Origin of the sequence: Corynebacterium appendicis CIP 107643 (assembly GCF_030408415.1) — a bacterium.
In the GTDB taxonomy this organism is placed as follows: domain Bacteria; phylum Actinomycetota; class Actinomycetes; order Mycobacteriales; family Mycobacteriaceae; genus Corynebacterium; species Corynebacterium appendicis.
Window position 1 is genome coordinate 799,093 of record NZ_CP046976.1, and the last position, 18,794, is coordinate 817,886.

Below are 18,794 nucleotides of genomic sequence, written 5' to 3' on the forward strand. Positions count from 1 at the left end.
CCTGGGTGAGCACCTGTCGGGCCAGTCGGTAGGCGTGGTCGTTCCATCCCTGGCGGACGACGTCGCGGACGAGTCAGGAGCATCCCACCGGTGGTGGCTGCCCGTGACGGGGATGTTCCCTTGGTGACGGCCGCTCTAGACGGCGTGGCGGATGTCCTCTGAGTGGGCAGAGACGGTACATCGTGGCCCGCTTGTCTGCCGGGTGAACCGGCCATAGCCATCAGGATGCGAAATGAGCCCCCCACCAAATCCCGCACCGGTCATCGTCACCGGGGATGACCTGGTCTCATTGGTTGGAGCTTATCTTCGCGAAGCAGCTACGTACCGTGCCCAGAGTTACTCGGGTTGTGGTCGGTGATACTCGACTTGTGTACTACGAACCGCAGGACCAGACCCCCGCCAGTGGAGCGAAGGCGGAGTGGGTCCAGACCAGCTTGTTCCAGGGCGGATTCGAAGGCATCGGCCTCGATGAGGCGGTGCGGGGAGCCATCGACGGTGCTGTTGCAAAGTTGGGGCAGTAGGAAGAGCGACGCGAAATAATCACAGCCATGGGTATCTTCTCCGGTCGTCATTTCCCCCGTGACATCATTCTGTGGGCAGTGCGGTGGTACTGCCGCTACGGGGTGAGCTACCGCGATCTGGAGGAAATGATGACTTCAGCGGGGCGTGCCGGTCGATCACACCACGATCTACTGCTGGGTCCAGAAATACGCCCCTGAGCTGGACAAGCAAACACGGTGGTACCGGCAGGTACCTGACTGGCAGGCCAGTTCCTGGCGGGTGGATGAGACCTATATCCGGGTCGGGGGAAAGTGGTGTTATCTCTATCGGGCGATCACCGCCGGTGGCCAGACCCTGGACTCTTACCTCTCTCCGAAGCGGAACGTGGCCGCAGCGAAGCGTTTCCTGGCCAAGGCCCTCAGATCCAATGCGTCAGCCGGGTATCCCAGAGTGATCAACACCGATAAAGCACCCTCACTAGCCAGGGCAATCGCCGAGTTGAAGTCAGAGGGAATCTGCCCGCCAACAGTGGAACACCGGTAGGTGAAATACCTCAACAACATCCTGGAAGGCGACCATGGTCGGCTGAAGCGGATCCTCGGGCCGAAAGGCGCGTTTAAGAACCGGACATCTGCATATCGGACGTTGAAAGGGATGGAGGCGATGCACTCATTGCGGAAAGGGCAAGGCACGATGTTTGCCTACGGGCAACCGAACCCGGACGTGGTGATCGTCAACCGGGTCTTCGAGACGGCCTGAGAACGCCCACACGCAGCGGTCATCAGGGAATGAAAAACTGAGTTTTTGCGGCTTTCCCCCCAACTTTGCAACAGCACCGGTTGATGTTGCAGGTGGGGATGTGGCCGAGGTTGTTCAGTGGCGCGATCTTTTCGACCAGCAGCACCACAGTGGCCATCAACCCGATCATGCCGCCGCTAGCAGCAGAACTCCCAGCCTCCAGCCGGCAACAGGGGCGGTCAGAGTGGCCTGGCCGCCGTTCTCGACGGGGTGTGGTGGTCGGGTCCCGGCCTGTCACCGGGCGAAACGGGCGATAGCGTCGGTGACTTCCTGGAACTTGGCGTCGGCCTCCTCTCCGCCTAACTGGGCGGCGTCACGGACGCAGTGTTTCATGTGGTCATCGAGTAGTCCCAGGGCAACGCTGCGTAGGGCAGCATTGACCGCGGAGATCTGGGTAAGGATGTCGATGCAGTACTGTTCCTCGTCGACCATGCTGTGCAGGCCCCGGGCCTGGCCCTCGATGCGCTTGAGGCGGGCGAGATAGCGATCCTTGTCGTTGATGTAGCCATGGGTGGTGTGACAGGTGTCGGCCCCACCCGAGGAGGAAACGGTCTGATCAGGGGTGCGAGTATCCACAATGGTCTCCTTGCTGAAAAAAGAGGGCAGGTATGTCCTGAGTCAGTTGCGGGTCGATCAGGATGGAAAGCCCGAGGGTATGGAATGAGGCGTGAGGACCTCATGGTCCCCACGCCCTGTGGCGTTATTCGGATAAGTAGTCGGCAAATTGTCGGCCCGGAGGGGCCTGCCGGGTGGGGCCGGGGGAGAGGTCAGGAGCAGGTACTTGGGGACGGAGGTTTGAGTGTTATTGGAGGGACTCAGCCGCAGGAGGAGGACACGGGGTTCCTTATCGCTAGAAAAGGATGCGGATTAGGCGGTGACCGGCTGCCGCACGGAGGGGCGAGCGGGCTGCGGTGAGGAACTGGTGTTGTCGTGGGAGGGCTTGAATCTACGCAGCGTGAGGGAGTTGGAGACCACGAACACCGAGGAGAAGCCCATCGCAATGCCCGCCAACCCCGGGTTGAGGAAACCGATCGCGGCGACCGGGATCAGCACGACGTTGTAGGCGAACGCCCAGAACAGGTTGCCCTTGATGGTGCCCAGCGTGCGACGTGACAGACGGATGGCATCGCCCGCGGAGCGCAGGTCGTTGTTCATTAAGGTGATATCGGAGGCCTCGATGGCCACATCCGTGCCCGCCCCCATGGCCAGACCCAGATCGGCCTGGGCCAGGGCGGCCGCGTCATTGACGCCGTCGCCGACCATGGCGACCTTCTTGCCCTCATGTTGCAGCTTCTCGATGACCGCGACCTTGTCCTGCGGCATGACCTCGGCACTCACGTTGGCCGCATCGATGCCCACCTCTTGAGCGACGGCGGCCGCGGCCTTCGCGTTATCGCCGGTGAGCAGGTACGGACTCAACCCCAGCCTGCGGAACTGGGCGACCGCTTCCGCTGAGGAGTCTTTGATGGCATCGCGCACCACGACCACACCGGCGGGCTGGTCATCGACGTAGACGGCCACCGGGGTCGCGCCCTGCGACTGTGCGTGGTCGAAGGCGGTGGTGAGGTCACGGGGCAGCTGGCCGGCGGGACGGCCGACGGTGACGACGTGACCCTTGACGGTGGCCGTGACGCCCCGGCCGGCGGTGCTGTCGAAGTCGGTGGCCTCCTGGATGTTCCCGGAGCGCTCGGCCTCGGCGACAATCGCCTTGGCGATGGGGTGCTCGGAGCCTGCTTCGACGGCCGCCGACAAGGCGAGGACCTCGTTGTTGGTGTAGCCGTCGGCGGCGTGGACGCCGGTGACCGACATGACCCCGGAGGTGACGGTGCCGGTCTTGTCCATGACGATGGTGTCGACCTGGCGGGTGGATTCGAGGACCTCCGGGCCCTTGATCAACAAGCCCAGCTGCGCGCCCCGGGAGGTGCCCACCAGCAGGGCGGTCGGGGTGGCCAGTCCCAGGGCGCATGGGCAAGCGATGATCAGCACCGCGACTGCGGCGGAAAAGGCCCAGTTCGCCCCGCTGCCGAGGGCGAGGTGGACGATCAGGGTGATGATGGAGACGACAATGACCGTCGGGACGAAGACCGAGGAAATCTTATCCACCAGGCGCTGGACCGGGGCTTTTTTCGCCTGGGCGTCAGTGACCAGCTTGGCCATCTGGGACAGCGTGGTCTCCGAACCTGTGCGGGTGACTTCGACCAGCAGTCGACCGGAGGTGTTGATCGTCGCGCCCGTGACCGGGGTGCCGGGGGCGGCCTCGACGGGAACGGACTCGCCGGTCAGCATCGACTCGTCGATGGCCGAGGTGCCCTCGATGACACGACCGTCGGTGGCGATCTTCTCACCCGGGCGGACGACGAAGACGTCACCGACTGTCAGCTGGGAGACCGGGACGCGGACTTCCTCACCGTCGCGGATCACCGCGGCGTCTTTCGCACCCATGTCCAGCAGGGACTTCAGCGCCGCGGAGGACTGGCCCTTGGCGCGGACCTCAAACCACCGGCCGAGCAACAGGAAGGTGATGACTACGGCGATGGTCTCGAGGTAGATGTGGTCCATGCCGTCATGGCGGGGCAGCAGGCTCACCTCCATGACCATGCCGGGGTGCCCGGCGTTGCCGAAAAACAAGGCCCACAGCGACCACAGATACGCAGCGGTAGTGCCCAGAGACACGAGCGTGTCCATCGTGGTCGAGCGGTGACGCAGGTTGGTTAAGGTCGCCCGGTGGAACGGGGCGCCACCGTAGAAGTAGATCAGGGTGGACATGACGAGGAGGGCCCACTGCCAATTCATGAACTGCAGGGACGGGATCATCGAGATCGCGACCACCGGAACGGAGAGGATCGTCGACCCGATCAGACGCGACTTCAGGTCTGTGGCCTCGGCCTCGCGGGCCTGTTCGTGGCGGTCACCGACCACCTCGGTGTCCTCCTCCGGGCCGCTGTCCACGGCGGAGGCGTGTTGATCCCCCATGGTGAACGCGTCGTACCCGGCACCCCGCACGGTTTCGATCAGCCGATCGGCGTCGACTTTGGTGGGGTCGTAACTGACGGAGGCGGATTCGGTGGCGAAGTTGACGGTGGCCTCCACGCCATCGAGCTTGTTGAGCTTGCGCTCCACCCGCCCTGAGCACGACGTACAGGTCATGCCGGTGACGCCCAGATCGACCTGGAGTAGGTCAACCGACGGTTGAGTCTGAATCATCAGTGATCAGTCCTTCAGCAAACAGTGGTGAGGTGCATCTCCGAGGTCCCAAAAGGCCCGCCCACAGATGCACCGTCGGGGATATCGAACCGGCATGGCTGGGCCTGATGGGCATATCCAGCAGGGTTGGCCCGGCCGTGTCTACCCGAGGCGGGGACCGGGCCCAGGGATTAGGGCTTGACGGTGTAGCCGGCTGTCGTGACAGCGGCGACAACATCGTCGTCGGTGAAGTTTTCACCCGTGACGGTCACCTGCCCGGATTCCACGGTGGCCTCCACCATGGTCACACCGGCGACCTCGCCGATCTCCTCCTCCACGGAGGACTTGCAGTGCCCGCAGGTCATGCCTTCGATGATGTACTTCTTTGTTACGGCGCTCATCAGATGATCCTTTCCTTGATGTCCTGAAGGGCAGGAGTGGAGATGCCCAACAACCTTCAACCTATACCCATGGGGGGTATCAGTCAAGGAGGTGTCTGCCCCTAAGCGTCCCGTTCGGCGGGCAGGACTTCCGGAACGGCCGCGATCGTTGCTGCACTTCTTGTACAAAATGTACGTTAAAGGGTATGGGCATCACGGTCACCCTCAGTCAGTTCCGCAGCGAACAAAGCCACTATCTTGATGCCGCCCAACGTGAACCGGTCACCATCCTCAGTCGCGGGCCCCGCCGCCGGGCGGTGGTGGTCTCCCCGGACTTCTACGACCGGGCGGTTCAGGCGCTGGAGGATGGCGAGGATATCCGTGCCGCAGCGGCTGCCCGCCAGGAGGCGGGCGGTGTCTCCCACGAGGAGTTCACGTCCGACCTCGAACTGGACTGACCTGCCTGTCCATACCTGTGCCGCGGTATTTGATCATCGATAAGCTTTCAACTGCGACAGCCCTTCGCACGCTGGCCCGGCAATGGCAGCAGTGATTGCCACCGCCATCGACGCCCTGGCCCACGTTCCGCCGTCTCGGCGGAGTGGAAAAGTTGCGGGGCGGCGACGGGGAGTGCTGTAGCTGGGTAGTCCACGGCCGTCAATGACGGTGAGCTGATCAGCGTCTCGGTTCCAAGGAAGACAGGCACTCATACTCGCATCGTTGAGTGGGATGAGACCGGTCCCTGGCGTTCCTGCGCATGACGCATGACTGCCGAACCTGAACAAATAAGGAATGGACAGCTGAGGCACGCTGCATCAGGCTGCTAGCGGGGCCTTTTTCGTTGCCCGTATCGGGTCAGACCCCGCGGCTTGTACACCGCCAGCACCGTAGCCACCAGCAATACCAAGGCTGCTGCCACGGAGTGGAGGACCGGGGAGAAATTCCGCACGGCCTCCAGCCCCACGCCCGGGTCTGCCGCCACCCGGGCAAGATACTCGAAGGTCTGCATGTACAGCACCAACACACCTGTCGCCACCACAGTGAGCCCCAGCTTGAACACCACCCAGTAGTGTCGGAACAATCCCCACGTCGTCCCCAGGGATTGAAGGACGCCGGTCACCAGCGAGGCCACCTCCAGGGGAACGAGCGCCCACCACGCCACCTGCTCCATCACCCGATACGTCCCCCGGGCCGCCATCTCATCCGCGCTCACTATCCCCATGACCGCCATCGCGATAAAGGCGAGCACCATCCCGAGCCAGCCGACCGAGCAGACCACATGTGCCACCAGCGCGGCCTTGCGTATTCGTGGGGTCATCACTCTCGCCATTAGAGGTGCTCCTGGACCAGGAACGCCCCCTCGGCCGGCATCCCCAACCCATGGCGACTGGGCCCATGGTTGCCGTCTCCAAATACCAGTACCAGCACGACCGAGTCATGCGCCTGAAGGCTTCGCGGTCATCCGGAGGAAAACACCGCACGATCACCACCTCGCAGACCAAGGGGCGTCTCACCCTCGTGGCTGTAGCCGCCGGCACGGTCTCATCCGCCGGCGTCGGTGGCGCCACGGCCGCCACCTTGCAAGCCCCGGCCGAGGTCGAGGCTCCGGTCTCCCCGGAGGCTGCCACCGTCGAGGTGGATTTGGCCACCAACGACACGGCCCTGTCCTCGAGTGGGACGCAGGCCGCACCGCAGATTCTCGCGATCTCCGAATTCAAGCCGGTCGCCAACATCGACGAGCAGCTGGACAAGGCCATCCAGTACAACGCCGAGCGGGCCGAGAACGAGCGCGCTGCCCGCGCGCCCTCGGTGGTCAAGCCCGCTGAAGGCACCTTCACCTCCGGTTCCGGCGTGCACTGGGGAACCCTCCACGCGGGTATCGACATCGCCAACGTCGTGGGTACCCCGATCCTCGCGGCGATGGGCGGCACTGTCATCGACTCCGGCCCGGCCTCCGGTTTCGGGCAGTGGATCCGCATCCAGCACGATGATGGCTCGATTGCCGTCTACGGTCATATGGAGACTCTCGACGTGACCGTTGGAAAACGCGTCACCGCTGGTCAGAGGATCGCTGGCATGGGCAACCGGGGGTTTTCCACCGGCTCTCACCTGCACTTCGAGCGTTACCCGACTGGCAGCGGGGCGGTCGACCCGTTGCCCTGGTTCGCCGAGCACGGCGTCACCTTCTAACCTTCCCGCACTCACCAGGACCGGCCCCGGCACCGGAACCGGCGGCAGTGACTGGGCGTGAGGCACCCGCCTCAGACGGCAGAGACGCTTCTCACTCATCGCCGACACAGCCCGGACTTGATAGCTTATCCAGGCAGGGCAGACCGGGGCACAGGGGAGGCAGTCCGTGCTCGTCATATATGGGGGCGGCGAGCGTCCCGCCAACGAGGAGCAGGTGCCGTAATCCACGTTTAGTGGGATACTTCCGTAACCTGCCTTCTCCTGCGCCAGCTGACGAGGCCGGTAACCGCAGGCCATGCAAGAGCCAGCATCGCGAGAACCAACAGGGGCGTATCCCCCATGCGCGCATACGGCGTCAAACCAGTATGAAGGGGAACGGTTGCCGTCAGCAGTTCGTTCGTGCCCAGGCCACTGAGTTGTGAGACTGTGCCGTCGGGCTGGATAACTGCGGAGTATCCGGTGGGGGCAGCCTGGAGAACGGTGCGGCCAAACTCGCGGGCACGCATCCGGGATGCGGCCACTTCAATTGCAGGTACTTCCTCGGTCACAAAAGACGCGGCGTTGGTCGGTGCGAGGAGTAGCTGCCCACCATTGCGAACGGCATCGGCGACCCGGTCGGCGAAGAAGACCTCATAGGAAATGACGATCCCCAATCGTGGTGTCCCGCTGGGATCGAGCACCGCCGGTCCCTCTCCGGCAATGGCGTCGCGGGGGATGAACCGTGCGTCCTCGCTGAGTCGTTCAATCAGATTGCGCATAGGGATGTACTCGCCGAACGGCACACGATGATGCTTCTCATAGCGTCCTAACCGGGTCCCGTCCGGTCCCCACACTATGGATGCGTTCCGGAAATGTTGATCCTCGAATTCGGTAATTCCGACAACGATGTTCGTGTCGAGTTGCCTAGCCAGTTCAGCGAAAGCTGCATCAACGCGCGTCCCGTCGATTGAGCCGTCGATATTGACGACGTTTTCGGGCAGCAGAACCAGATCAGGGTCCCCGGTGATATCTTCGGCAGCCTGTAGGTGCCGGCGGGTCGTATCAAACGGATCGGTATTGACCGCGCGAAGCCCGCGGGGGCCTCCACCCTGCACGAGCACGACGTCAAGGCTGCCTTCTGCCGTATCATCTGCGATCGTTGGCGCGAACGCCGGTACCGCGAGTACCACGACCACTGCGACCACGGATGCTGCACGGGCTCGTCTCGGCCCGAAGATGACAGCGGTAACAACGGCCCCCGCAACTGCGGCCAACGCGGTCACCAGGAGAGTCCCACCCAGGGGCGCTGCCGCCACGAAAGGACCATCGGTCTGGCTGTATCCGAAAGCGGACAGCGGGAAACCGCCGAACGGGAACCGGTGCTGCACAGCCTCCAATAACACCAGGGCAGCAGGGGTGAGCAGCCACCAGCCCGACCAGCGGCTGCGAAAAGCCGCCTCGTTAGGCGATACCGCGGCAACCAGCATTAACAGTAGCGCCTGAACGGCAACAACAGCAGCATATCCGGCAGTGTTGAAGTCGGTGAGCCAGCGCAGAGCAAGAGCGTAGTGCGCCACCCCGCCCAACCCACCGAGCCACAAACGGTTACGTAGTGGTTGACCTGCCAAAGCCAGCATGAACATAGTCACGCCCACCGGGAACAGCACCCACCAACCGCGTGGCGGCAGCGCCAGCCACCAGACCACCGCAGCTCCCATCATGAGCGCGGTGGGACCGGCCAATCTGCGCCAGTTATCGCCGGCTATCCCCCGGGAAAGACGTGAGACTGTCACGTCTGCTGCAGTACTAGCCTTCACCGGAGATCACGGCCTTCTTCGGGTTGCTGCTCGGTTGTGAATATATGCCCAATCTTTCGAGTCATGTTACAGCAACTTTCAGTACTTTCCCAGTGGATCTGGGGGTGTCCGGCAAAGCGTTGACGAATCCGGATTTAGTGCAGGCCGGAGACGACCAGGTTGATGAAAAACAGGTTGAAGATTATCGTGGCCGGGGCCAGGATATTGATCCACGCGGCCTTGTGATCGCGCCACTCGGCCGTGGCACGGGCATGCAGGTAGGCGGCATAGAGCACCCAGGAGATAAAGGATGCGGTCTTCTTCGGATCCCATCCTCAAAACCGGCCCCACGAGGCCTCCGCCCAGATCGCACCCAGAACAATGCCCAACCCCAGCACGGGCAACGTAATGATGGCGGACTTGTAGGCCAGGGCGTCAAGCTTTTTCGCACTCGGCAGCGGCTTGGCCACAGCACCGAAGAAGCCACGCTCCGCACCCTTCGGCTGCCAGATACGCAGCCGTTGGGAAATATGTACAAGTACATCTCCATGATCTGCGTGGACAAGCTGCAGGTCATCGACTTCCGCGCGACACGGTGCACACCACTGGCCCCAAGCATTGAGGACGACGACCTCGCCTTCAAAATCAGACAGGCTGATCTCCTCACCCTCCTCCATCAGCGACGGGCCGGAGAAATCCGGCAGCGGGGCACGTTCCTCCTTTGCATAGATAATCTCGGTTTGGGGACGATGACTGGGACGTAGTAGCTGAAGGTTTTCGGGATGCCTGCGGATCGGATGATTGGGAAATTCCACTTTGGAAATGGCACCCGCTTCTTCCGTGGGTTTTGACTCGACGCCCGCCATTTACTTGGTTCGATTTGCGCGGGACCTCCGAGTAGTCCATCAGCAGAGTTGATTGATCTGTTTGCCCCGAATAGAATTCACGGTCCGGGGAGTCGGTGGGCAAGCTTTTGGTGATATTAGCGACGAAATGCATGGGGTTCATCTCCGTGGCTAATCAAGCAAACTACGATACTGCTTACGCGCCTTCATTGAGTGGATGACGGCTTCAGTACCGTCATCCCAGAGAAGAACGACAATCTCCAGCCACCGCATAGAGGAATCAAATCCGAGCCGAGGTTCACGCTGCGGGCGATCCTCGTCGAGTGACGCTTTGTATACACATCCCGAAGTGGCTGCAGTGAGCGAGGATTCCGGTTCGATACCGTGCTTTTCAGCGCTACGGCGGACCTCGATCTCAAATGGCGTTTTTTAGAGCCTTGCGGATTGCCTGCGATCGCGACAACCCGTGTGTGGCGGCATACTGGTCGAGATGAAAGACTTCGCTAGGGGAGAGGCGGATGGAAACAACTTGCGCGGCTTCCCCATCCCGTGGTTTTCGCCCGCGTTTCCGTAGCATCTCCACGTCGTAGCCTTCTTCGGCTTCGGCTACCCATGTGTCAATCTGCTCTTCGCTAATCGGCTTGCCGTTTATCGTCTTCATGCAATATATCGTAATACGGAATTGCAGTCGATACTGTGGCCTAAAGGTGGCCGAACACTTAAAACCGGTCGAGTTCAAATTTAACGTGTAGCGTTATTGACGCTTCGCGTTATGGGGGATAGGGTGAAGCATGATTCAGTCGTTCGGGAATCGACAAACAGAACTGGTGTTTCTGCGTGAGCCGGTTCCGAAATTAGATCCTCGGATCCACAAGTCGGCGAACAAGAAACTCCACCAGCTCGATGCGGCAGTCTCTCTTGACTCCCTCGGTGTGCCGCCCGGGAACCGCCTAGAGGCGCTCAAGGGCGACAGGAAAGGGACTTTCAGCATCCGGGTCAATGACCAGTGGAGAATCACTTTTCGCTGGACGAGCGCGGGGCCGAGCAAGTGACCATCGAGGACTACCACTAAGGAACGCCATGTCGGAGAAGCTTTACCCTCCGGTTCATCCTGGGGAGATTCTTCTCGAGGATTTCATTGAGGGATTTGAAATCACTCAGCACAAGCTTGCCGTATCGATCGGGGTGCCCCCTCGTCGTATCAACGAGATCGTGCACGGGAAACGCGAAATTACAGCTGACACCGCGCTCCGGCTCGGAAAGTACTTTGGCGTCGAGCCTATGTTCTGGATGAATCTGCAGAACCAGTATGAGATTGAGGTGGCGGAGGACAAGGCCCTTGCCGAGATCGAACAGATTCAGCCGGTCCAAGCTGCCTCGGCATAGGCCCGAATTAGGGAATCTGGGGCCGTCGCCTCGTCGACTTCAGCTCCGAGCGCCGCTTCTTTGCTTCGAGACGGCGCCGTAGCGAGCCACTCGTCGGCTTCGTTTTGCGCCGCGGGAGAGGGGGGGGGCGAGGGCCTCGCGCAACAGGACGGCCATGCGTTCGCGTGCCTCAGCTCGGTTGCGCACCTGCGACGGCTGGATCGACGCAGACACGGTGAGGACGGAGCCGTCCAAGCGGTGCTCGAGGTTGCGCAAGATGCGGCGGCGTTGGGCGTCGGTAAGCGATGTGCATTCGGCGACATCGATGGAAAGCTGGACTTTGCTGTCCGTCGTGTTGACGCCCTGGCCGCCCGAACCGACGATTTCGCGAAACGCTCCGCGAGATCGGCGACGGCGATGACCGCACCGTCGGGGATCCCCGGGCCGGGCGCGATGGTCAGGTCGTTCATGCCGCCCAGCCTAGGTGCGCTACAACCCTTTCTCGTCTCGGCGGAAGCGGAGACCGCGTCGCGACGGACGGGATTCAGCCTCAGTATTATCCTCGTCGCCGGTTGCGTCGAGTGCTTTTTGCTCCTCCTTCTCCCGTCGGGCTTCGATTTCAGCGGCCTTCGCAAGCAGCCGGTCGTCGTTCATGTCGCGAATTTTCTCGGTGGCTTTCTGCGCCTGATCCACCGCAGACTGGCGGGCGCGGTTCGCGGCATTGACTGTGTCTTCCGCTAGCGACATCACAGATTGACGCCAGCCTTGGACCTGGAGACGTTCCGCATCCTCCACACTCATCCGCACATGCTGCGCGAACGCGCTGATGATGTCGTGAATACTGTTCGCGTGTGCGGTGATGTGGCGTGCGCGAATTGGGCTGGTCACCCAGACCTGATTGCTCAGTTTGGCTGCATCGCGGATGGCTGAATCCATCGCGAGCAAACGGCGGGTGGTCGATTCCAATCGAGCCTTGCGCGCTTCGACGATTCCTTCCCGATGAGAATCCAGCTGGGCCGGCTCAAACTCGTTCACGTGAGCGATCTCTATGACATATATCCGATCATGTAGGTAGATGCTCCGAGCAGCGACACCTAACCAAAGCGGTAGATCCTCCTTCAGGTCTTCAAGAAGGGCCTCAACTTTCTTGGAATTGTTCTGATGCTTCCGAAGTTGATCAACTGCGTCATCGAGTTGTTCGATGGCGTAAGACTCGATGCCATTCAGCGCTGATCCTAGGTGGTCGACCTTCGACCAAGTGGTTGCTGAAACGCTGCTACTGCGTCGGTAGAGTTCGTCAGCTTCTTCAATCGTGTACTGGATACCGCCAAGCTGGGCCAGCGCATCAATTCTGCGCTGGCGAAGGAGAACATCGAGCTTCTCATCGATAAACTCCAAATACTCCTTGATTTCCGCGAGCGGCTCGGGCTGGCTCCGAGCACGTGGGTGCGGACCGTCGTACGCGATGCCCTCCACGCCTCCCGCTCGGAGGAGTTGGACGCCGCCGTGGCGGCGGACCTGCTCGGGGTCGAGGCGCGTGTGCAGGCGTCGGCGGACGCTCGTGAGCCGGCTGCCCAGGTGCGCCCGCTGGCGATCAACGTCAACGACTTGGATCGCCGCGCGCGCCGGTGAGGCGGTGGCGCTGTCGTCGGAGGTGCCCGAGCTGATCGAGCTGCTGCGCGAGGTCCGCGCCTTGCTCGGGGATCGGACGGTCGCATGAGCACCACCCACTACAGCCCGAGCACCAGCGCCGCCGACACCGAGCACTATATCCGCGGGAAGGAGGACGAGCGGGGCGTCGCGATCACGTGCGAAGTGCCGGGAGGCCCTGGCGCATTCTCGGCGCGCGCACGGGCGCTCACGCAGAACACTACGCGCGAGGTCGAGGCGCTGCATTACCGGCAGTCTTTCAGCGACGAGGAGTTCGACCCGAAGAACCCGGAGCACGTGCAGCGGGTGAACGATCTCGGCTATCAGCTCGCGAAGAGGATGCACCCCGACTCGGACTGCCTCGTGGTCAGTCACGTGGATGGCCGGGGCAGAAAGCCGCATAACCACATCTTGGTCATCAATCACAGCAACCGGACCGGAAAGGCGCTCTCAGACTACCGGACGTTCCACGATCGCAAGGCCGGGAACCAGCGGGGCGTGCAGTCGGCGAACGACGAGCTGATGCGAGAGCACGGGCTCTCGGTCGTGAAGCGGCTGGAGCACGCGCCGAAGGACTGGGAGCTGCGCCGCGAGGACTTCGCGGAGGGCGGGCTCGACCGCGAGGACTTCGCGGAGGGCGGGCTCGACCGCGAGATGGGTGACCGGATGAGCGCCGCACTGGCCGACCCCCGCGTGGTGGACAAGGCCGGTCTCGAAGCGGTGATCGAGGAGCAGAACTAGCAGCTCGACGACGCCGGGGAACGTGTGCCGAGGATGCGGCTGCACAGCCCCGTCAGCAAGAAGGGCAAGCGCGCCGGGCAGGAGACCTGGACGCTCTACATCGAGGACCGCCGCGGCGAGTCCGGCCGCGCCGATCGCCGCAAACGCGCGAGCGCGCTCTCGGCGGACTTCACCCCGGAGGGCGCGCAGGCGTTCTTCGACTACCACCAGCAGCAGATGGAGCAGGAACATGAGCGCAGCGCTCGACAGGCTGAAGCAGCAGAACGGGCCCGTGCAGTCGCCGCAGCCGCTCGGCAGTCCGGAGACGATGGAGCTGTTGACCTCGATCCTCGCCGCCGTCGAGGCGCAGAATACGAGGATCGCCACGCTGACCGAGCAGCAGAAGAAGCTCGCGGGGTTCGTGAAGGTCATGGACGAGGAGACGACGAGGCGGCTGGAGCGGATCACGGCCCCGGCGTCGACCTCCTCGCCCTTCAGCGACGTGTCCGCGAGGATCGCGAGTATCGAGAGCAGGCAGAACGAGATCGCGAGCACGCTCGGCGAGTTCGCGCAGAGTCTCAACGGCGAGAGCTTGAACGCCGCGTCGCGGAGCTTGGTCGCGGAGGCGCAGAAGAATCGCGCGGCTACGGCCTCGGCGATTGAGGGGCTGAAGGCGCAGGCCGCGGCGAACCAGAAGCTCGTGAGCCAGGTCGGTGGCGCGGTCCAGCGGTTCGAGAAGCGGACCGAGGAGCGGGTCGAGAAGGCCGTCGAGCAGATCACTGGGGAAGCCACCGCCACGATGACCGCGAACCTCGACGCGTCGAACGCGCGGGCCGAGCGGATCATCGCCGCGACTGCGAAGCTGGAGGCGCGACAGCTCTGGTCGGCCGTCGCCGCCATCTGCCTTGCTCTCCTACCGGTGGCCGTGGTCATCGCTGGGCTCTGGATGGGCATCGCCGGGCTCATCACGGGCGTTCAGTGGGCGCAGGACGTGGACGGAAGCCTGTGGCTCGGGATCGGGCGTTGGCTCGTGGTCGGTGTGGGCCTCGCCGGGGCTGGCTACGGCCTCTTCACGTCTGTCCGCTGGGTCGCTGGCCTCGTGGAGACCTGGAAGGGCCGCGAGATGTCGAAGTGGCCGAGGTGGCAGTGATCGCTGGATCCGCTCGAACTACCGGTTCCGATCAGCGGTCGAAGGATTTTCGCAGCAGCCGGACCTGCGGCGTCGGTGCCGCCGCCGTAGCCTGACGAGCATCCCCGCCATGACGGCCATCACGACGGCGGTCCCAGCACCGATGATCCAGGGGTTACCGAGGAGCCCACCGACGCCTGCGAGTGCTCCGCCCGCCGCGATGAACGGCAGGCCGCAGCAGAGCAGCAACGGAAGCGCGCAGCATGCCAGCAAGAGCAGCCCGGTCCCTGCAGCGACGACGGGACCGGCGCGCCGTTCGTCGCGGTCCAGATCGGCGCTCATCGTCTGCACCGCTTCAGGATGAGATCTCCCCGATTGCCTGCGTTGCCGTTCATGCGCAGCACGACAGCAGCGACGGGTCGGTGGTGAAGGCCTTCGCGGCGATCCGGATGCCCTCGGCCATGGTCAGGTAGGGGGCCCAGGCGTCGGCGACCTCGGCGACGGTCCTGCCGAGCACGTGGACGCCTGCGGCGGCGAGCTCCCCGGCGTCCTTCGCGACGGCGGTCAGGCCGAGGATCTCGTTCGTCTCGGCGTTCACGACGATCTTGATGAACCCGCGGGTGTCGCGGTTCACCAAGGCGTGGGGCACGTGGTGCAGGGGCAGGACGCGGCAGTCGCAGCGGATCCCCGCGGCGAGGACGTCCTTCTCGGTCATCCCGACCGCGCCGATCGCGGGCCCGGTGAACGTCACCCGCGGCAGGCGGGCGTAATCGACGGACCGGTCGGCGTCGGCGAACGCGTTCTCGGCGACGAGGGTGCCGTGGTGGGCGGCGACGTAGACGAACTCGGGGTGCCCGGTCACGTCGCCCGCGGCCCAGATCCGCGGGTTCGAGGACTGCAGCCGGTCGGAGACGACCACCTCGCCGGAGTCTCCGGTATTCACCCCGACCGCATCGAGGTTCAGGCCATCGGTGACAGGACGGCGTCCGAGGGCGACCAGGACCTGGTCGACGCGGAACTCCTGCGAGCCGCCGGACACGGCGGCGGTCACGACGGTCTCGCCTCCCGTGCCGCGGGAGACCCGGGTGGGCACTGCGCGGCTGACGACGCGGATGCCTTCGTCGGCGAACACCTCCTGGAGCGCCTTCGACACCTCCGGCTCCTCCTTCGAGACGAGCCGGGACCGCACGAGCAGCGTGACCTGCGAGCCGAGGCGGGCGAACAGCTGCGCCTGCTCCAGGGCGACGTAGCCGCCGCCGAGCACCAGCAGCGACTCGGGGACCTCCGTCAGCTCCATCGCCGTGGTCGAGGTCAGGTAACCGGTCTCCTCCAGGCCGTCGATCGGCGGTGCCCACGGGCGAGAACCAGTCGCGACCAGGTAGTGGTGGGCCTCGATGGTCTCGACGCTTCCGTCGGCTTCGGCAACATCGAGAACCGGCGCATCAGGGGTGCCCACGAACGAGGCGTCGCCGCGGAGGACCTGCCAGCCGTAGGAGTCGGCGACGTCGGCGTACTTCTCGCCGCGCAGCGACTCCACCAACGCTTGCTTCCCAGCGATCAGCGCGGGCATGTCGACGGGATCCGCCGTCGTCGCGATCCCGGGGAACCGGGTTGCGGCGTCGTCGGCGACGTGCCGCGCGCCGGCCGCGGCGATGAGCGCCTTCGACGGGACGCAGCCCGTGTTCACGCAGGTGCCGCCGAGCGTCCCGCGCTCGATCATCACCACCGACTTCCCGAGTGTGCTGGCGCGGATCGCAGCGGCGAACGCGCCGCCTCCCGATCCGATGATGGCGAGATCGTACTTCGTAGGCATCGCTGCTCCTGTCAACTCTTGGCTTTCTGCTCTGTCTCAGCCATACTGGACCTTCCAGTGCAGGGGAAGGTCAAGCGCGGCCACGGAGGGAGACAGCAATGCGGATCGGAGAACTCGCCGAGAGGGCGGGCACTACCGCGAAGACCCTTCGCTTCTACGAGGAACAGGGCCTTCTGCCCCCGACCGAGCGCACGCCGTCCGGATACCGCGACTATGCGCCCGAGATGGTCGCTCGGATCGACTTCGTCCACCGCGGCCAGGCCGCGGGCCTCACCCTCGCCCAGATCCGCCAGATCCTCGACATCCGCGACGGCGGCCATGCGCCCTGCGAGCACGTGCGCGACCTGCTTGACGTGCGCCTCGCTGAGATCGAGCAGCAGATCGCGCAGCTCTCCGTGCTGCGCGACACTATCGCGGACCTCAGACAGGACGCCGCGCACCCGGACCCTGAAACGTGCAGCCCCGATCAAGTGTGTAGGTACTTGTAGACGACGGGAGTCAATGACTCAAACGCTACAACCCCGATATGCGCTAGCGCATGTCGATGCCGCCGGTGCCCACCTCGATGTTTTTGGTGGTGGCCGCGACAGCACACAGCAGCGGCATCGGGGCGGAGGCCTGCAGCGCGAAGTGGTGGACTCGGAAGGACGCGTTGTTCACGCCGATTTCGTCCGCAGCCTGGGTGATCTCCAGATGAGTCTTGGCGATCTTTTCCGCAGATGGCCCGCGCTAGCTGCCGAAGGCGTAATGCCCGAAGCTTAAGAAGCCGAACGCTTTCATTGGATAACACTCCTTTTGATGGTGTTAACGAGAGGGAGTAACTTTGCAACGAGATGCCGTGGAGTTCAAGTTCAACGTGTAACGCCGGGCGTTAATGACGCTTCGCGTTATTGGGGTTGTTTGAAGCGTAGCTCAGTAGTTCACCGACAAGGACGCTGAACGACTGTGGAATCGAGAGCGAGGTGGAGATTTTGACTACCACTGCCAAGCTCCCCCTATACATGAACTAGCCCCCGAAAGTTGGACTGGTTTAATTCTAGGCTGTTAGGGGTTCAAGGGTCTGATTCCGATATTGCATCGGGGTCAGGCCCTTGAGTCGTTGTTGGACGCGTTCGGTGTTGTACCACCCGATGTACTCGTCGATCGCTTGGTTGAACTCTGCGACCGTGTCGAAGACTTCACCGTGGTACATCTCTGTCTTCAAGTGTCCAAAGAAGTTCTCCATGACCGCGTTGTCGTAACAGTTGGCTTTACGCGACATCGACTGAACACCACCGTTATCGCCGATCAGGTCACGCCACGAGGAATGCTGGTACTGGAAGCCTTGATCGGTGTGCATCATCCACCCGGGTTCAGGTGCACACGCCGCGATTGCCTTGGATAAAGAATCGGTGGTAAACGCTGTCGACGGCGATGTGGCAACGGTGTGAGCGACGATGGAGCGGTCGAACAAGTCCATCACCGGTGACAAATACACCTTGCGGCCTTGGACCCTGAACTCGGTGACGTCGCTGACAAAGACGGTGTTTGGCTTATCCGGGGTGAATTTGCGGTCAAGTGTGTTGTCAGCGATGTGGCTGATCGTCCCAGCGTAGGAAACATAAGGCCTGCGTTGGCGGATCTTGGCTCGAAGACCCATCTCGCACATGAGTTTGTAGACGAGTTTGTGGTTGACCACCCAGCCCTGGTCACGCAGGTCCAGCAGCACCCGCCGGTAGCCATAGCGATGCTTGTTGCGTTCGAAGCTTTCCCGAATCGCGTCTTTGAGCACAGCATGTTTATCTGGCTCGATGAGTCGTTTCTGGTGGTAGAAGAACGTCGACCGTGGGATGCCAGCGGCGTCTAGGAGGTGCTCCAAGCGGTGGTGCGACTTGAGGATGACGATCGCCTGGACTTTCAGGCGTGTCCCTGATTCCTCAAGTCCCGCAATTTTTTTAGATAAGCGTTTTCCGCTTCCAGCCGCGCGATCTGACGGCGCAGCTTGTCTTCTTCTGTAAGCCGCTTCGGTGCGGCCGAGCCTTTGGGTCTGCCCTTCGGCTTCGGCTTCAACGCGTCATCGCCGCCTTTGCGCCATTTCCAGGACCAATCTTTGACGAGCTGGTCTGACGACAGGCCAAACTCACGTGCAAGATCCATCTTTGTCTCGCCGGCAAGGTGGCGCTGGACAACTTCCTTCTTGATGTCGAACGAGTACTGCTGCTTTGTCGGTTTCTCCACAAGACACAGCCTGCCATGCAGCTGAAACCGACGACGCAGCGTACGGACGGCGTATTTGGAGACACCAAGAGTCTTGGCAGCGGTTCCGTAGCTCATGCCTTGCTCGAAACACACCACCAGCTGCTCACGCTGATGTTCGCTCAGCGAACTTCGTGCTCTCAATGGAAACTGCTCCTCACTAGTTGGTAACTGATTTCTCAGTCCAACTAATGGGGAGCAGTTCACCCA

At 62.8% G+C, this 18,794-nt stretch carries 18 protein-coding genes and 6 pseudogenes; 10 read left to right on the plus strand and 14 right to left on the minus strand.

Features of this window, described 5'->3' with window-relative positions:
- Window positions 1–368: 368 nt before the first annotated feature.
- Both CAPP_RS04060 and CAPP_RS04065 read left to right on the plus strand, forming a co-directional pair.
- Window positions 369–521, plus strand: a complete 153-nt coding sequence (locus CAPP_RS04060; RefSeq protein ID WP_172808013.1) for a hypothetical protein — start codon at window positions 369–371, stop codon at window positions 519–521.
- A 27-nt stretch (window positions 522–548) separates the two neighbouring features.
- Window positions 549–1,260: pseudogene (locus tag CAPP_RS04065) on the plus strand (IS6 family transposase).
- A gap of 273 nt (window positions 1,261–1,533) precedes the next feature.
- Here the strand turns inward: CAPP_RS04065 and CAPP_RS04070 are convergent.
- From CAPP_RS04070 to CAPP_RS04080, 3 genes are all read right to left on the minus strand, one after another.
- Window positions 1,534–1,800, minus strand: coding sequence for a metal-sensitive transcriptional regulator (locus CAPP_RS04070; RefSeq protein WP_076599716.1), 267 nt, complete (start codon window positions 1,798–1,800; stop codon window positions 1,534–1,536).
- Window positions 1,801–2,166: 366 nt separating this feature from the next.
- Window positions 2,167–4,503: a heavy metal translocating P-type ATPase gene (locus tag CAPP_RS04075; RefSeq protein ID WP_076599678.1), complete on the minus strand. Its 2,337-nt coding sequence runs from the start codon at window positions 4,501–4,503 to the stop codon at window positions 2,167–2,169.
- Window positions 4,504–4,673: 170 nt separating this feature from the next.
- The gene (locus tag CAPP_RS04080; protein WP_076599677.1) at window positions 4,674–4,883 is read right to left on the minus strand and encodes a heavy-metal-associated domain-containing protein; all 210 of its coding nucleotides are present in this window, start codon (window positions 4,881–4,883) and stop codon (window positions 4,674–4,676) included.
- Between the two features lie 185 nt (window positions 4,884–5,068).
- Here CAPP_RS04080 and CAPP_RS04085 point away from each other — a divergent pair, with 185 nt between their 5' ends.
- On the plus strand, window positions 5,069–5,320 hold the full coding sequence (locus CAPP_RS04085; RefSeq protein WP_006840758.1) for a type II toxin-antitoxin system prevent-host-death family antitoxin: 252 nt from the start codon (window positions 5,069–5,071) through the stop codon (window positions 5,318–5,320).
- A 365-nt stretch (window positions 5,321–5,685) separates the two neighbouring features.
- Here the strand turns inward: CAPP_RS04085 and CAPP_RS04090 are convergent, their stop codons facing one another.
- Window positions 5,686–6,192, minus strand: a complete 507-nt coding sequence (locus CAPP_RS04090) for a DUF2269 domain-containing protein (protein ID WP_234958960.1) — start codon at window positions 6,190–6,192, stop codon at window positions 5,686–5,688.
- Window positions 6,193–6,299: 107 nt separating this feature from the next.
- Between CAPP_RS04090 and CAPP_RS04095 the strand changes: the two genes are divergently transcribed.
- On the plus strand, window positions 6,300–7,052 hold the full coding sequence (locus CAPP_RS04095) for a M23 family metallopeptidase (protein ID WP_076599714.1): 753 nt from the start codon (window positions 6,300–6,302) through the stop codon (window positions 7,050–7,052).
- A 230-nt stretch (window positions 7,053–7,282) separates the two neighbouring features.
- On the opposite strand, the gene lnt is transcribed toward CAPP_RS04095, so the two are convergent.
- From lnt to CAPP_RS04115, 4 genes and pseudogenes are all read right to left on the minus strand, one after another.
- Window positions 7,283–8,752 carry an apolipoprotein N-acyltransferase gene (gene lnt, locus CAPP_RS04100; protein ID WP_076599676.1) on the minus strand — a complete coding sequence of 490 codons (1,470 nt, stop codon included), beginning with the start codon at window positions 8,750–8,752 and terminating at the stop codon, window positions 7,283–7,285.
- A 230-nt stretch (window positions 8,753–8,982) separates the two neighbouring features.
- A pseudogene (ccsA, locus tag CAPP_RS04105) lies at window positions 8,983–9,345 on the minus strand (cytochrome c biogenesis protein CcsA); the annotation flags it as partial.
- Window positions 9,346–9,384: 39 nt separating this feature from the next.
- Window positions 9,385–9,579 (minus strand): annotated as a pseudogene (locus tag CAPP_RS04110) (TlpA family protein disulfide reductase); the annotation flags it as partial.
- A 508-nt stretch (window positions 9,580–10,087) separates the two neighbouring features.
- Window positions 10,088–10,333 carry a ribbon-helix-helix protein, CopG family gene (locus CAPP_RS04115; protein ID WP_076599674.1) on the minus strand — a complete coding sequence of 82 codons (246 nt, stop codon included), beginning with the start codon at window positions 10,331–10,333 and terminating at the stop codon, window positions 10,088–10,090.
- Between the two features lie 130 nt (window positions 10,334–10,463).
- Between CAPP_RS04115 and CAPP_RS04120 the strand changes: the two are divergent.
- Window positions 10,464–10,744, plus strand: a pseudogene (locus CAPP_RS04120) (type II toxin-antitoxin system RelE/ParE family toxin).
- Between the two features lie 8 nt (window positions 10,745–10,752).
- Window positions 10,753–11,058, plus strand: coding sequence for a HigA family addiction module antitoxin (locus tag CAPP_RS04125; protein ID WP_076599673.1), 306 nt, complete (start codon window positions 10,753–10,755; stop codon window positions 11,056–11,058).
- A 7-nt stretch (window positions 11,059–11,065) separates the two neighbouring features.
- Here CAPP_RS04125 and arfB read toward each other — a convergent pair.
- Window positions 11,066–11,507: pseudogene (gene arfB / locus CAPP_RS04130) on the minus strand (alternative ribosome rescue aminoacyl-tRNA hydrolase ArfB).
- A 19-nt stretch (window positions 11,508–11,526) separates the two neighbouring features.
- Entirely contained in the window at window positions 11,527–12,435 is a 909-nt protein-coding gene (locus tag CAPP_RS04135; protein WP_234958958.1) for a hypothetical protein, read from the minus strand.
- Between the two features lie 48 nt (window positions 12,436–12,483).
- Between CAPP_RS04135 and CAPP_RS04140 the strand changes: the two genes are divergently transcribed.
- From CAPP_RS04140 to CAPP_RS04150, 3 genes are all read left to right on the plus strand, one after another.
- Window positions 12,484–12,669 carry a hypothetical protein gene (locus CAPP_RS04140; protein ID WP_234958957.1) on the plus strand — a complete coding sequence of 62 codons (186 nt, stop codon included), beginning with the start codon at window positions 12,484–12,486 and terminating at the stop codon, window positions 12,667–12,669.
- Window positions 12,670–12,753: 84 nt separating this feature from the next.
- On the plus strand, window positions 12,754–13,428 hold the full coding sequence (locus CAPP_RS04145) for a relaxase/mobilization nuclease domain-containing protein (protein ID WP_234958955.1): 675 nt from the start codon (window positions 12,754–12,756) through the stop codon (window positions 13,426–13,428).
- Between the two features lie 229 nt (window positions 13,429–13,657).
- Window positions 13,658–14,557: a hypothetical protein gene (locus CAPP_RS04150; RefSeq protein ID WP_234958953.1), complete on the plus strand. Its 900-nt coding sequence runs from the start codon at window positions 13,658–13,660 to the stop codon at window positions 14,555–14,557.
- Window positions 14,558–14,575: 18 nt separating this feature from the next.
- Here the strand turns inward: CAPP_RS04150 and merT are convergent, their stop codons facing one another.
- A complete protein-coding gene (gene merT, locus CAPP_RS11320; RefSeq protein WP_076599712.1) occupies window positions 14,576–14,878 on the minus strand; it encodes a mercuric ion transporter MerT in 303 nt (100 codons plus the stop codon).
- Between the two features lie 49 nt (window positions 14,879–14,927).
- Complete coding sequence (gene merA / locus CAPP_RS04155) at window positions 14,928–16,349, minus strand: mercury(II) reductase (protein WP_076599671.1); 1,422 nt, start codon at window positions 16,347–16,349, stop codon at window positions 14,928–14,930.
- A gap of 98 nt (window positions 16,350–16,447) precedes the next feature.
- On the opposite strand from merA, the gene CAPP_RS04160 reads away from it, so the two are divergent.
- Window positions 16,448–16,837 (plus strand): heavy metal-responsive transcriptional regulator, encoded by a 390-nt coding sequence (locus CAPP_RS04160; RefSeq protein WP_076599670.1) that lies wholly within the window; start codon window positions 16,448–16,450, stop codon window positions 16,835–16,837.
- Between the two features lie 46 nt (window positions 16,838–16,883).
- Here the strand turns inward: CAPP_RS04160 and CAPP_RS11195 are convergent.
- Together CAPP_RS11195 and CAPP_RS04170 are read right to left on the minus strand one after the other, a co-directional pair.
- Window positions 16,884–17,129: pseudogene (locus tag CAPP_RS11195) on the minus strand (LLM class flavin-dependent oxidoreductase); the annotation flags it as partial.
- 256 nt (window positions 17,130–17,385) lie between these two features.
- Window positions 17,386–18,728, minus strand: a protein-coding gene (locus CAPP_RS04170) for an IS3 family transposase (RefSeq protein WP_290173257.1) whose coding sequence is annotated in 2 segments (ribosomal slippage) — window positions 17,386–18,287 and window positions 18,287–18,728 — 1,344 coding nt in all. Because the reading frame shifts where the segments join, the coding sequence is not laid out codon by codon here.
- Between the last annotated feature and the right edge of the window lie 66 nt (window positions 18,729–18,794).